The organism is Bradyrhizobium sp. Kon10, assembly GCF_055807395.1.
On record NZ_JBVVOZ010000009.1, the window covers coordinates 82686 to 96178 of the forward strand.

Consider the following 13493-nt stretch of genomic DNA (forward strand, 5'->3'; position numbering starts at 1 on the left):
GGCTTCAGCTTCAAACCCGGAGAGGCTCCCTTATGGAGTCCGTGCAATCGGGTGATGCATCATGGATTTGGACAAGTTGACCCTGACCCAGGCCGCGGCGGATCTCCGCGCCGGAAAACTGACCAGCACGGCGCTCACGCGCGAAGCGCTCGCCCGCGCCAAGGCCAATACCGAATTGAATGCCTTCGTGACCCTGGACGAGTCCGGCGCCGTGAAAGCCGCGGCGGCATTCGATGCGACCAGCGACAAAGCCAAGCCGCTCGGCGGCGTTCCGATCGTGATCAAGGACAATATCGAGGTCGCCGGGCTGCCCTGTAGCGCCGGCACACCGGCGCTGAAAGATTACGTTCCGAAAGCCGATGCGCCGGTTGTCGCAAAGCTTCGCGCTGCAGGCGCCATCATCATCGGCAAGACCAGCATGCATGAGCTGGCCTTCGGCATCTCCGGCTACAACGCCGCGTTCAAAACCGGCGCCGAATTCGGCGTGCGCAACGCCTATGATCGCGCCCTGATCGCCGGCGGCTCCTCGTCGGGAACGGGCGCGGCGATCGGCGCACGGATCGTCGCGGGCGGGCTCGGCACCGACACCGGCGGCTCGGTCCGGGTGCCCGCCGCCCTGAACGGATGCGCGTCGCTGCGCCCGACTGTCGGCCGCTATCCGCAAGCGGGCATCGCGCCGATCTCGCACACCCGCGACACGGCAGGCCCGATGGCCGCGACCATGGCCGATGTCGAACTGCTCGACCGCGTAATCGCCGGTGGCGAGGCCGTTGCGCCGGCCGATTTGAAGCAGGTGCGGATTGGCCTTGTGAGATCGATGCTGACCAATCTCGACGCCGATACCGACGCTGCCTTCCAGGCTGCGGTCGCGGAAATGAAAGCAAGGGGCGTCACGGTGGTCGAGATCGTGATGCCTGAGCTCGCCGAGCTCAACGGCCAGGCCGGCTTCCCCGTTGCGCTATACGAAGCCTATGACGACATGGTTGCCTATCTCGCGCACACCGGGACCGGCATCACCATCGAGGCGATGGCGAAGGAGATCGCCAGCCCCGACGTGAAGGGCACCTATGATGGCCTGGTGATCCCGCGCAAACTGCCCGGTCCCGACAACACGCTGGTCGATGCCAGGCCGATCTACGACGCCGCGATCAGGACCGCGCGACCGGCGCTTCAGACGCTTTACGCTCGCACCTTTGCCGACAATAAACTGGATGCTATCGTCTTCCCGACCACGCCGCGCGTGGCCATTCCCTCCAACCCGGAGTCCAGCAGTCTCGAGAATTTCGGCCTGTTCATCCAGAACACCGATCCCGGCAGCAATGCCGGGATTCCCGGCGTCCAGATTCCGATCGCGCTGGGCGCTGCCAGCAAGTTGCCGATTGGCCTTGAACTCGACGGCGCCGCCGGCAGCGACAAACGGCTGCTTGCGATCGGCATGGCGCTCGACGCCGTGTTCGGACGGCTGCCGCCGCCGCACCTCTCATGAATATGGATTGATCAGCTTCTGCTGCTCGGCGCTGTGCGCCACCAGCATGTCGATGAAGGTCCTGACCTTGGCCGACAGATGATGACGATGCGGATAGACCGCGTTCATCGACATCTCGACCGGACGATATTCCGGCAAGAGGCGCACCAGCCGGCCGGCTTCGAGATCGTCGCTGACCAGGAATCCCGCCATCAGGCAGATGCCCGCGCCTTCCAGCGCCATGTTCCGCAAAGCTTCTCCGCTGTTGGTGACGAGCCTGCCTGAAATGCGCACCGATGCCGGCGTCCCCTTGCGATCGAGAAAGCGCCACTCGTCACCAAAGGGATAGTTCAGGTGGCGTCCGCAATTATGCTGCGTGAGTTCATCGAGTTGCTGCACGCGGCCGTGCCTTTCGAGATAATCATGCGAGCAGCACAGCACGTGCCGCCACGTGGCGAGGCGGCGGACGATCAGGCTGGAATCCGGCGGCGCAATCATGCGCAGGGCCATGTCGTATCCCTCCTCGATCAGATCGACATCGGCCTCGCCCATGCGCAGGTCGACCTTGACCTCGGGATAGGTAGACAGGAGCTTGGCCACGACAGAGGCGACCATCGGCACCATGTGGGTGGCGGCGTGAATCCGCAACGTGCCCCGGGGCACCGAGTGCAGCTCGCTCGCGATGTCGTCGGCCTGCTCGAGATCGGCGAGGATCTGCGTTGAGCGGTCGTAATAGATCTGGCCGATTTCGGTGAGGCTCACCTTTCGCGTCGTGCGGTTGAGCAGCCGGACCCCGAGCCGGTCTTCCAGTGCCTGGACATGGTTGCTGACCATGGTCGTCGACATGTTGAGCCGGCGGCCGGCCGCGGAAAACCCGCCGTTCTCGACCACCCGGACAAAGGCCGTGAGGCTGGTGAAGCGATCCATGGCTCAAGCTCCGATTATCCGTCTGTGCTGGATAATGCTTCCAATATTTGAGGGATTATCACAATGGACGGGACAGCGCATCTTGACGCTTGAAAACAGCGCCCCTTCGGACCGGGACGCTCGGGATCCGGAGGACGTCATGTCGAATGCTTCTTACGTAGCTGAATCAAATGGGAAAATTAATCTTCGCCCGTCCCGGCAGGCGATCAAGCGGGCGGCGCTCGGCCTGGTATTGGCACTGGGCGTCGCGGTCGCCGGCGATTTTGGTTACGATTACCTGACCACGGGCCGCTACCTCGAATCGACCGATGACGCCTATGTGAAGGCCGATTCCACGATCGTCGCGCCGAAGGTTTCGGGCTACATCGCCCAGGTGCTGGTCGGCGACAACGAGAGGGTCAGAGCGGGCCAGGTTCTGGCCAAGATTGACGACCGCGACTTCCAGACCGCGTTGGGCCAAGCCCGCGCCGACGTCGCCGCAGCCGAAGCCTCGGTGCGCAATCTCGATGCCCAGCTCGAGCTGCAACAGCCGATCATCGAGCAGAGCACCGCCGATGTCACGGCCGCAGAGGCCAACCTGAAATTCGCGCAGGAAGAGCGTGCCCGCTACGACGATTTGATGAAGTCGGGCTCCGGCACGATCCAGCGCGCGCAACAGACCGACGCGGCTCTGCGCGCCAGCAGCGCACAACTTCAGCACGCGAAATCGGGCCTGCTGGCTGCGCAGCGCAAGGTCGATGTGCTCAGCACTCAGCGCGCCCAGGCCGCAGCCCAGCTCGAACACGCCCGCGCGGTGGCGCAGCAGGCCCAGCTGAATCTGTCTTATACCGAGATCACCGCGGCGGTCGACGGGACAGTCGGCGCCCGCTCGCTTCGCGTCGGCCAGTTCGTGCAGGCCGGCACCCAATTGATGGCGGTGGTGCCGCTCGACGCGGTCTATGTGGTCGCGAATTTCAAGGAGACGCAGCTCACCCATGTGCGCGCCGGCCAGCCGGTCGAGCTGCGTATCGACAGTTTTCGCAAGCAGACCCTGCACGGCCATGTCGACAGCCTGTCGCCGGCGAGCGGGCTCGAATTCGCTTTGCTGCCGCCGGACAACGCGACCGGCAATTTCACCAAGATCGTGCAGCGCGTGCCGGTGAAGATCGTGCTCGACGACCACGGCCTGACCGGCCTGCTCCGGCCCGGCATGTCGGCCGAGCCGACCATCGACACCAAGGCCACCGTGCTGGCCGAGCGGGAGACCGCCAAGCGCATGGCCGAAAGCATTGTGCGGCGAAACGGCGGCTGACGCCGAGAGGATCGCGGCAGGATTATCAAGTCCTGCCGGATGATCCTTCCAGAACTTCATCGATTATCGAAACGACCCGCCTAATGCATCCTGTCTCCACACCCGAGACGAGGCCTCCATGAGCACGCTCCAACCGGCCGTCGACGCCGCTTCCGCCCCCAGCCTCCCCGCCGCGGCTGCCGCCACGCAACTGGTGTCAGCCAAGACCTGGATCGCCGTGATCGGCGCCACGCTTGGCGCGTTCATGGCGGTGCTGAACATCCAGATCGTCAACGCCTCGCTCGCCGATATCCAGGGCGCGATCGGCGCCGGCATCGATGACGGTGGCTGGATCTCGACCTCCTATCTCATCGCCGAGATCGTGGTGATCCCGCTGTCCGGCTGGCTCGCGCAGGTGTTCTCGATCCGGATTTATCTCCTCACCAACGCAATCCTGTTCCTGCTGCTGTCCGCCGCCTGCGCGCTGGCGCAGGACCTGCCGCAGATGATCGTGCTGCGCGCGTTACAAGGCTTCACCGGCGGCGTGCTGATCCCGATGGCGTTCACGCTGATCATCACGCTGCTGCCGCGCGCAAAACAGCCGGTCGGGCTTGCGCTGTTCGCCTTGTCGGCAACCTTCGCGCCGGCGATCGGGCCGACCATCGGCGGCTATCTCACCGAGAACTTCGGCTGGCAGTACATCTTCTACGTCAACGTGGTGCCCGGCGCGATCATGGTCGGCATGCTCTGGTACGCACTCGACGCGAAGCCGATGAAGCTGTCGCTGCTCGCCGAGGGCGACTGGGCCGGCATTATCACCATGGCGATCGGCCTGGCCGCGCTTCAGACCGTGCTGGAGGAAGGCAACAAGGACGACTGGTTCGGCTCGCCGTTCATCGTCAAGCTCACGGTTATCGCCGCCGTCGCCCTCTCCGCTTTCCTGGTCATCGAACTCACGGTGAAGAAGCCGCTGTTGAACCTGCGACTGCTGGTCCGCCGCAATTTCGGCTTCGGCATGCTTGCGAACTTCCTGCTCGGCATCGCGCTGTACGGCTCGGTGTTCATCCTGCCGCAATATCTGTCGCGCATTCAGGGCTATAATTCCGAACAGATCGGCATGGTGCTGGCATGGACCGGCTTGCCGCAGCTCGTGCTGATCCCGCTGGTGCCGCGCCTGATGCAGCGCTTTGACGCGCGGATCATCATCGGCATCGGCTTCGTCCTGTTCGCAGGCTCGAACTTCATGAACATCTATATGACAAACGACTACGGGTCCGACCAGTTGCTCTGGCCCAATATCGTCCGCGCGATCGGGCAGGCGCTGGTATTGACGCCGCTGTCGGCGGTGGCGACCGCGGGCATCGAGCCGGAGAATGCGGGCTCGGCCTCCGGCCTGTTCAACATGATGCGAAATCTCGGCGGCGCCGTCGGCATCGCGCTGCTCCAGACCGTGCTGACCAAGCGCGAGCAATATCACTCCAACGTGCTGATGCAGTCGGTCTCGGTGTTCGAACAGGCGACCCGCACGCGGCTGGAGCAGCTCACGCAATATTTCATCAATCACGGCGTCCTCGACCGTGTCGATGCCGCGCATCGTGCCTATGTCGCGATCGGCCATGTCGTGCAGAAGCAGGCCTATATCCTCGCCTTCAGCGACACGTTCTACCTGCTCGGCATGGCGCTGATCGTGGCCTTGATGGCCGTGCTGTTCCTGAAGAAGGCCGGCCAGGCCTCGGCCGGCGGAGCCCACTGAGCTCAACCCAGCAAGGAGAACGACCATGAAACCGCGCATGAACTTCTACCAGGCCGCCCCGGACACCATCAAAGCACTGAACGCGCTGGAGATGCAGATCCAGTCGACGGGACTCGAGAAATCGCTGATCGAGCTCGTCAAGATCCGGGCTTCCCAGATCAACGGCTGTGCCTTCTGCATCAACATGCACACCGAAGACGCCCGCAAGCGCGGCGAGACCGAGCAGCGCATCTATCTGCTCGACGCCTGGCGCGAATCCCCGCTCTATACCGAGCGCGAGCGCGCCGCCCTGGCCTGGACCGAGTCGGTGACGCTGATCTCGGAGACGCGCGCTCCCGACGACGTCTACGAACAGGTCCGCGCGCAGTTCTCGGAAGAAGAGACGGTCAACCTGACCATGCTGATCGCCACCATCAATGCCTGGAATCGGCTCGCGATCTCGTTCCGCGCGGTGCACCCGGTGAAGGTGAAGGCGTCGATGGCGTGAGGCATTGACGCATGGAGGCCAAACTGCCTCAATACATTCGACTGTCATGCCCCGGCTTGACCGGGGCATCCAGTACGCTGCGGCTCCTCGCGTCAATCACTCCCGTCACGGAGTACTGGGCGGATTCAACCGGTCGTCGCAACAGTTCGTGTATGGCTCAGACCGCCGTCGCCTTGGCGAATTCCACGTAGATCTCGCGCAGACGCGTTGCCATCGGGCCGGGCTTGCCGTCGCCGATCGCCTTGCCGTCGATCGCGACCACCGGCTGCACGAACAGCGAGGCCGAGGTAGCGAAAGCCTCCTTGGCGGCCAGCGCCTCGGCGACCGTGAAAGCGCGCTCCTCGACGCGAAGCTGGCGCTCTTCGGCCAGAGCCACCACCGCCTTGCGGGTGCAGCCCGGCAGAATGGTATTGGAATTCTGGCGCGTCACGATGACGTCGTCCTGGGTCAGGATGAAGGCCGACGACGAGCCACCTTCGGTGACGTAGCCGTCCTCCAGCATCCAGGCCTCGCCGGCGCCGGCTTCGGCCGCGGCCTGCTTCGCCAGCACCTGCGCCAGCAGCGCCACGCTCTTGATGTCGCGCCGTTCCCAGCGGATGTCGGGCACCGTGATCACGTTGATGCCGGTCTTCGCCGACGGGGCATTGATGATGTCCTTCTCGGACGTGAACATCACCAGGCTGGACTTCACGTCGCCCTTGGGGAAGGCGAAATCGCGGCCCTTGTCGGCGCCACGCGTCACCTGGAGATAGACGAGGCCGCTCTCGACCTTGTTGCGCGCGATCAGCTCCTTCTGGATCGCGGTGATGCGCTCGACCGTTTCCGGCAGCCTCAGCTTGATCTCGCCAACCGAACGCTCCAGCCGCGCCAGATGCGAGGCGTTGTCGACCAGCTTGCCGTCGAGCACGGCCGAGACCTCGTAGATGCCGTCGGCGAACAGGAAGCCGCGGTCGAGCACCGAGACCTTGGCATCCGAGAGCGGGACGAATGAGCCGTTGACGTAGGCGATCGAGTCCAAGGCAGGTCTCCTGGCGGTGGGGAGGGGATTTGGCGCGCTTATACGGGAAATGGGGGCGGCGATCACCTCTCTATTCGTCATTCCTGGGCATTCGCGCAGCGAATGAGCCCGGAATCCATTTAGCCTCGTACAATGCCGCCCGATGGATTCCGGGCCCGCGACGACGTCGCGCCCCGGAATGACGGCGGAGTTAGTGGGAGAGAATCTTCGACAAGAACTTCTGCGCGCGGTCGCTGCGCGGCTTGCCGAAGAAATCGTCCTTCGGCGCGTCCTCGACGATCTCGCCGCGGTCCATGAAGATGACGCGATTGGCGACCTTGCGGGCAAAACCCATCTCGTGGGTGACGACCATCATGGTCATGCCGTCATGGGCGAGGTCGACCATGACGTCGAGCACCTCGCTGACCATTTCGGGGTCGAGTGCCGAGGTCGGTTCGTCGAACAGCATCACGATCGGGTCCATGGCGAGCGCGCGGGCGATCGCCACGCGCTGCTGCTGGCCGCCGGACAATTGCGCCGGAAACTTCTGCGCCTGTTCCTTCAGGCCGACGCGCTCCAGCAGCTGCATGCCCTTCGCCATCGCCTTGTCGCGCGAGCGGTCGAGCACCTTTTGCTGGGCGAGGCAGAGGTTGTCGATGATCTTGAGATGCGGAAACAGCTCGAAATGCTGGAACACCATGCCGACGCGCGAGCGCAGCTTCGGCAGATTGGTCTTGGGATCGTTAACCTTGGTGCCGTCGACGCTGATGTCGCCCTTCTGGAACGGCTCCAGCGCATTGACGCATTTGATCAGCGTCGACTTGCCGGATCCGGAGGGTCCGCAGACCACCACGACCTCGCCCTTGGTGACGCTGGTGGTGCAGTCGGTCAGCACCTGGAAAGTCGGGCTGTACCATTTGTCGACGTGGCTGATTTCGATCATGACGGGCTCTAACGGATGATGGCGATACGCGCCTGGAGGCGGCGGACGCCGAAGGATGCGATACAGGAGATGGTGAAGTAGACCACGGCGGCGAACAGATACATCTCGACCAGACGGCCATCGCGCTGCGCGACCTTGCTCGCCGCGCCGAGGAAATCCGTGATCGACAAGACGTAGACCAGGGAAGTGTCCTGGAACAGCACGATGGTCTGCGTGATCAGCACCGGCAGCATGTTGCGGAAGGCCTGCGGCAGCACGACGTAGCGCATGGTCTGGGCATAGGTCAGGCCGAGTGCGTTGGCCGCGGCCGGCTGGCCGCGCGAGATCGACTGGATGCCGGCGCGCATGATCTCGGAGAAGTACGCTGCCTCGAACATGATGAAGGTGATGAGCGAGGACGCAAACGCGCCGACACTGATCGGTCGGGACGCGCCGGTGACCCATTGCCCGATATAGGGCACCAGAAAGTAGAACCAGAAGATCACCAGCACCAGCGGCAGCGAGCGCATGAAATCGACATAGACGCCGGCGATGCGGCCCAGGATCTTGAAGCCGGAGAGCCGCATCAGCGCGATGGCCGTGCCGAAGACCAGGCCGCCGAGTGCAGACAGCCCCGTCAGCATCAGCGTGAACGTCATGCCCTCGTAGAACAGATAGGGCAGCGCGCGGCGGATGACCTCGAAATCGAAATTGCTGAACATGCTATTTCCCCGTGATGTAGCCGGGGATCGCGACATAGCGCTCGAGGAAGCGCATCGCGGTCACGACGACGGCGTTAACGAGGAGATAGAGGATGGTCGCGGCAGTGAAGGCCTCGAACACCTGGAACGAGAATTCCTGCATCGAGCGGGCCTGTCCGGTCAGTTCCAAGAGGCCGATGGTGATGGCAACGGCCGTATTCTTGATGGTGTTGAGAAACTCGGACGTCAACGGCGGCAGGATAATGCGGAAGGCCATCGGCAGCAGAATGTAGCGGTAGGTTTGGACTGTCGTCAGGCCGAGCGCAGTCGCCGCCATCTTCTGCCCGCGCGGCAGCGAGCCAATGCCGGCTTGCAATTGCACCGCGACGCGTGCCGACATGAAGAAGCCGATGCCGATCGCCGCCGTCCAGAACGGCGCATTCGGCAGTTGCTTCAACCAGAGTCCGGCGGTTTTCGGCAGCAATTCCGGCAGAACGAAGAACCACAGGAAGAGCTGCACCAGCAGCGGCATGTTGCGGAAGAATTCGACATAGGCAAAGCCGAACCAGTTCGCCCCCTTCGACGGCAGCGTGCGCATTACGCCGACGAACGAGCCGGTGATCAGCGCGATGATCCAGGCGAGCGCTCCCGTCTTGAGGGTCAGCACAAGTCCCGACAGCAGCATGTCGAGATAGGTGCCGGTCCCCATCGGGTTCGGCTGGAAGAAGATTCCCCAGTTCCAGTGGTAGTTCACGTGTCCCCCGCGCGAACGCGCCAGTCAGAGATGCCCCGGCGCTTATGCAAATGTCCGGCCACTCTCCCTCCAGAATGGCGGCAATACACTGCCTCACCCCGCACGCGGGGAGAGGCAAGCAGCATCTTACTTGTAGTCGTCCGGGTTCGGCGAGTCCGTGGGCTTGGCGAACTCGTGCTTCAGCTCGGGCGAGATCGGGGTGTTGAGGTTCAGGCCCTTCGGCGGGATCTTCTGGGTGAACCATTTGTCGTAGATCTTCTCGCCTTCGCCGGAGGTGTAGAGCGCGGCGGTTGCCGCATCGACCACCTTCTTGAACGGTGCGTCGTCCTTGCGCAGCATTATGCCGTAAGGCTCGGGCTTGGAGAACGCATCCTTGGAGATGACGTAGTCGGACGGCGTCTTCGAGCCCGCGACGAGGCTGGCGAGCAGGATGTCGTCCATCACGAAGGCGACCGCGCGGTCGGTCTCGACCATCAGGAAGGCTTCGGCGTGGTCCTTGGCCGGGATGATGTTGGCACCCAGGCTCTTGGCAACGTTAGCCTCGGTGAGCTGCTTGATGTTGGTGGTGCCGGCGGTGGAGACCACCGACTTGCCCTTGAGATCGTCGATCGACTTGAGGCCGCTCGACTTCTTGAAGACGTAGCGGCTCGCGGTCAGGTAGTGCGTGTTGGTGAAGGCGACCTGCTTCTGGCGCTCGGCATTGTTGGTGGTCGAGCCGCATTCGAGATCGATCGTGCCATTCGCCATCAGCGGGATACGCGTCGCCGAGGTCACCGGGTTGAGCTTGACCTCGAGCTTATCGAGCTTGAGCTCTTTCTTCACGGCGTCGACGATCTTGTAGCAGATGTCCATGGCGAACCCGACGGGCTTCTGGTTGTCGTCGAGATAGGAGAACGGGATCGAGGAATCGCGGAAGCCGAGCGTGATGGCCCCGGTGTCCTTGATGTTCTTCAGCGTGCCGGTGAGCTCCTCGGCGCCGGCCTGGCTGACGGCAAAGGTCGCGGCGAGCGCGAGCCCGATGCTACGGAAATGTTTCACTTTTTAGTCCCCTTTCAGGATGATGCGGCCGGATGCAAGCACAAATCGGCCCGGAATAGAATGTGACTTTTGGCTGGAGCGCGGCTCAGGTTAACGGGTGCGGCAATTCTCCGAGATCCCAGAACAGGCCGGCCATCACGGTCAGTGCCTCTTCGGTCAAAGGCAGCAGGATGTGCTCATTGGGCGCATGCTGGGAACAGCCGGGATAGGAGTGCGGGACCCAGATCGTCGGCAGGCCCAAAATCTCGGAGAACACGTCGTTCGGCAGCGAACCGCCGAAATTCGGCAGCACCGCCGGCGCCTTGCCGGTGGTCTGTCGCACCGAATCCGCCGCCCATTTGATCCAGGGGCTGTCGAAATCGGTGCGCGAGGCGGCAAAGCTCTGCGCCGCCCGCACCTCGACCATCGGAAAGCCCTTCTGCGCGAGGTGCGCGCGAATGGCCTCAATGAGACCCTCGACCTTGGTGCCGACCACGAAACGCAGTTGCAGCACGGCGTTGGCGTGGCCGGGAATGGCATTGGCCGGCTTCTCGATATTGCCGGATGACATCGCCAGCACTTCGAGCGTGTTCCAGGCGTAAAGCCGCTCGGGTGCCGACAGGCCCTCCTCACCCCAGTTCTCCGCGAGGGCGGGCTCGTTCTCGGTCGGCACCACCTGCACGTCGGCAAGGTAGCTCTTGATCTGGTTGGTGAGGCGCGGCGGCTTCAGTGCCTCGAGCTGGAGGCGGCCGTGGCCGTCGACCAGCGTTGAGATCGCATTGACAAGGATGGTCGCGGGATTGGCGAGCACGCCGCCCCAATTGCCGGAATGGTGGCCGCCATCGCGCAGATTGACGTCGAGATGGATGCGGACGCCACCACGGCAGCCGAGGAACAGCGTCGGACGATCCGCGGACAGACGCGGTCCATCAGAGGCCATGAACATATCCGCCTTGAGCGCCTCGCGATTGAGATCGCAGACCTTGCCGAGATCGGGCGAGCCGATCTCTTCGCCCATCTCGACGATGAATTTGGCATTGAAGCCGAGCTTGCCACCGCGGGCCTCGCGCACCGCGCGGAGCGCGGCCATGTTGATGCTGTGCTGCCCCTTGTTGTCGGCGGTGCCGCGGCCATAGAGGCGAGTCCCCGCAATCGTGGTGCGCCAGGGGTCGCGGCCGTCGCGCCACTCGCCCTCCATGCCGTCGACGACATCGCCATGGCCGTAGATCAGCACGGTCGGCGCGGATGCACTCTCATGATGCTCGGCGAACAGGAATGGCGCCTTGCCGCTGGGGGATTCGACCACGCGGCTAGTAAAATCGAGCGCGGCGAACGCCGGCACCATCTCCTGTTCCAAATAGCCGCGCAGCTCGGCGCCGCGCGACGGATTCTGGCTCTCGGTCCGGTAGGCCACGCGACGGTCGAGTTCGGCGAGGAACGCGCCGGACTGGAAATCGTCACGGGCGCGGGCGATGGCGTCGGCTCTGGTCATTGCTTTGGTTTTCACAGCTTCGAGGCGGGCGAGCGTAGCGGGCTAGGCCGGTTACCGAAAGTGGCGGGAAGTTGGGTCGCTCTTGATATCTTTTTGGGATTCGTTCTTGCTCTCTTGAGATCGGCTTGCCAAGGGCAGGAGCGCTGCTGATTTGGCCTTGCCAAGGTCGCGCGATATGCAAGAACTTCGCCAAGTCGGGGCGCACGTCTATCATTCGAAGAGCGCTCAGTACAGGGCGCCGAGGGACCAGCATGGCCAAACAGATCAGGCTCAACGCATTTGCGATGAACTGCGTCGCGCACCAATCACCGGGGCTATGGACCCATCCGCGTGACCGCACCGCCGAATACAACCGCCTGCCCTACTGGATCGATCTGGCCAAGACGCTGGAGCGTGGGCGCTTCGACGGGCTGTTCCTGGCCGACGTGCTCGGTGTCTACGACGTCTATGGCAACAGCCCTGACGCAGCCTTGCGCAATGCAGCACAGACGCCGTCGAACGAGCCGCTGCTGCTGCTCTCTGCCATGGCGGCGGTGACGCAAAATCTCGGCTTTGGCGTCACCAGTAATCTCTCCTTCGAGCCGCCCTATCCGTTCGCGCGGCGGATGTCGACGCTCGACCATCTGACCGAGGGGCGGATCGGCTGGAACGTCGTCACCGGCTATCTCGACAGCGCCGCCCGCGGCGCCGGCAAGGAGAAGCAGACGGGGCATGACGACCGCTACGACATCGCCGACGAATATATGGAGGTGGTCTACAAGCTCTGGGAAGGAAGCTGGGAGGACGGCGCCGTGCTGCGCGACCGCAAGCGCGGCATCTTCACGGATCCCACAAAAGTTCATCGCGTCAATCATGAAGGTGCGAACTACCGCATCAACAACACCATTCACCTCAGCGAGCCGTCGCCGCAGCGCACGCCGGTGCTGTACCAGGCCGGCACCTCGCCGCGCGGCCGGCAATTCGCGGCGCGCCACGCCGAATGCGTGTTCATGTCAGGACCATCGGCCAAGGTGATCGCGCCGCGCGTCTCCGCGATCCGTCAGGAGGCCGCAGCACTCGGCCGCAACCCGGCCGAGATCCTGATGTTCTCGATGATGACGATCATCCTCGGGCGGACGGAGGCGGAGGCGAAAGAGAAGTACGCCGACTATCGCCGCCATATCAGCCCCGAAGGCGCACTGGCGCTGATGTCGGGTTGGACCGGCGTCGACTTCTCCGGCTACGACCTCGACCAGCAGGTGCGCCACGTCCAGAACGACGCCGGCCGCAGCGCCATGGACAACGTCACCCGCGCCGATCCCGACCGCATCTGGACCGTGCGTGACGTGATCGAGCATGTCGGCGTCGGCGGCGCCGGCCCCGTCGTGGTCGGCACGCCGGAGACGGTCGCGGACAAGATCGAGGACTGGTTCGAGAAGACCGACGTCGACGGGCTCAACGTCGCGTTTGCGATCTCGCCCGGCGATTTCGAGGACATCGCCGACATGCTGGTGCCGGAGCTGACCAAGCGCGGCCGGTACAAGCCCGAATACGCCAAGGGCACGCTGCGGGAGAAGCTGTTCGGCGCGGGTCGTGCGCGGCTGGATGCGCCGCACCCGGCGGCGGAGTATCGGGTGGGAAAGACGGGATAGTTGCCACACCACGCTGTCATGCCCCGGCTTGACCGGGGCATCCAGTACGCCGCGGCCTATCGAGGAATCATAGCCAT

At 63.7% G+C, this 13493-nt stretch carries 12 protein-coding genes; 5 read left to right on the top strand and 7 right to left on the bottom strand.

From position 1 onward, the window contains the following. The first annotated feature begins 61 nt into the window (after window positions 1-61). Complete coding sequence (iaaH, locus tag AC0L2O_RS15125) at window positions 62-1486, top strand: indoleacetamide hydrolase (RefSeq protein ID WP_473370274.1); 1425 nt, start codon at window positions 62-64, stop codon at window positions 1484-1486. Here iaaH and AC0L2O_RS15130 read toward each other — a convergent pair. Further along, complete coding sequence (locus AC0L2O_RS15130) at window positions 1481-2392, bottom strand: LysR family transcriptional regulator (protein WP_473370275.1); 912 nt, start codon at window positions 2390-2392, stop codon at window positions 1481-1483. The genes iaaH and AC0L2O_RS15130 overlap by 6 nt on opposite strands. Before the next feature lie 139 nt (window positions 2393-2531). Here AC0L2O_RS15130 and AC0L2O_RS15135 point away from each other — a divergent pair, with 139 nt between their 5' ends. From AC0L2O_RS15135 to AC0L2O_RS15145, 3 genes are all read left to right on the top strand, one after another. Then, entirely contained in the window at window positions 2532-3683 is a 1152-nt protein-coding gene (locus AC0L2O_RS15135) for an HlyD family secretion protein (protein ID WP_473370276.1), read from the top strand. A 118-nt stretch (window positions 3684-3801) separates the two neighbouring features. Continuing rightward, on the top strand, window positions 3802-5415 hold the full coding sequence (locus AC0L2O_RS15140) for an MDR family MFS transporter (RefSeq protein WP_473370277.1): 1614 nt from the start codon (window positions 3802-3804) through the stop codon (window positions 5413-5415). Between the two features lie 25 nt (window positions 5416-5440). Next, complete coding sequence (locus AC0L2O_RS15145; protein WP_473370278.1) at window positions 5441-5902, top strand: carboxymuconolactone decarboxylase family protein; 462 nt, start codon at window positions 5441-5443, stop codon at window positions 5900-5902. A 157-nt stretch (window positions 5903-6059) separates the two neighbouring features. Here the strand turns inward: AC0L2O_RS15145 and AC0L2O_RS15150 are convergent, their stop codons facing one another. From AC0L2O_RS15150 to AC0L2O_RS15175, 6 genes are all read right to left on the bottom strand, one after another. After that, window positions 6060-6920, bottom strand: a complete 861-nt coding sequence (locus AC0L2O_RS15150) for a D-amino-acid transaminase (RefSeq protein ID WP_473370279.1) — start codon at window positions 6918-6920, stop codon at window positions 6060-6062. Between the two features lie 190 nt (window positions 6921-7110). Beyond that, entirely contained in the window at window positions 7111-7842 is a 732-nt protein-coding gene (locus AC0L2O_RS15155; RefSeq protein WP_473370280.1) for an amino acid ABC transporter ATP-binding protein, read from the bottom strand. An 8-nt stretch (window positions 7843-7850) separates the two neighbouring features. Then, window positions 7851-8543: an amino acid ABC transporter permease gene (locus tag AC0L2O_RS15160; RefSeq protein ID WP_369720890.1), complete on the bottom strand. Its 693-nt coding sequence runs from the start codon at window positions 8541-8543 to the stop codon at window positions 7851-7853. Window position 8544: 1 nt separating this feature from the next. Continuing rightward, window positions 8545-9276: an amino acid ABC transporter permease gene (locus AC0L2O_RS15165; protein ID WP_369720888.1), complete on the bottom strand. Its 732-nt coding sequence runs from the start codon at window positions 9274-9276 to the stop codon at window positions 8545-8547. 126 nt (window positions 9277-9402) lie between these two features. Beyond that, the gene (locus AC0L2O_RS15170) at window positions 9403-10314 is read right to left on the bottom strand and encodes an amino acid ABC transporter substrate-binding protein (protein ID WP_369720887.1); all 912 of its coding nucleotides are present in this window, start codon (window positions 10312-10314) and stop codon (window positions 9403-9405) included. 85 nt (window positions 10315-10399) lie between these two features. Beyond that, window positions 10400-11785 (bottom strand): M20 family metallopeptidase, encoded by a 1386-nt coding sequence (locus AC0L2O_RS15175; RefSeq protein WP_473370281.1) that lies wholly within the window; start codon window positions 11783-11785, stop codon window positions 10400-10402. A gap of 251 nt (window positions 11786-12036) precedes the next feature. Between AC0L2O_RS15175 and AC0L2O_RS15180 the strand changes: the two genes are divergently transcribed. Then, window positions 12037-13416 (top strand): LLM class flavin-dependent oxidoreductase, encoded by a 1380-nt coding sequence (locus AC0L2O_RS15180; RefSeq protein WP_473370282.1) that lies wholly within the window; start codon window positions 12037-12039, stop codon window positions 13414-13416. Window positions 13417-13493: the final 77 nt, after the last annotated feature.

Bases quoted from the DNA above. Each gene is read 5' to 3' on its own strand.
- AC0L2O_RS15160 (WP_369720890.1), bottom strand. From the start codon at position 8,543: ATGTTCAGCAATTTCGATTTCGAGGTCATCCGCCGCGCGCTGCCCTAT.
- AC0L2O_RS15140 (WP_473370277.1), top strand. From the start codon at position 3,802: ATGAGCACGCTCCAACCGGCCGTCGACGCCGCTTCCGCCCCCAGCCTC.
- AC0L2O_RS15145 (WP_473370278.1), top strand. From the start codon at position 5,441: ATGAAACCGCGCATGAACTTCTACCAGGCCGCCCCGGACACCATCAAA.
- iaaH (WP_473370274.1), top strand. From the start codon at position 62: ATGGATTTGGACAAGTTGACCCTGACCCAGGCCGCGGCGGATCTCCGC.
- AC0L2O_RS15175 (WP_473370281.1), bottom strand. From the start codon at position 11,785: ATGACCAGAGCCGACGCCATCGCCCGCGCCCGTGACGATTTCCAGTCC.
- AC0L2O_RS15130 (WP_473370275.1), bottom strand. From the start codon at position 2,392: ATGGATCGCTTCACCAGCCTCACGGCCTTTGTCCGGGTGGTCGAGAAC.
- AC0L2O_RS15155 (WP_473370280.1), bottom strand. From the start codon at position 7,842: ATGATCGAAATCAGCCACGTCGACAAATGGTACAGCCCGACTTTCCAG.
- AC0L2O_RS15135 (WP_473370276.1), top strand. From the start codon at position 2,532: ATGTCGAATGCTTCTTACGTAGCTGAATCAAATGGGAAAATTAATCTT.
- AC0L2O_RS15180 (WP_473370282.1), top strand. From the start codon at position 12,037: ATGGCCAAACAGATCAGGCTCAACGCATTTGCGATGAACTGCGTCGCG.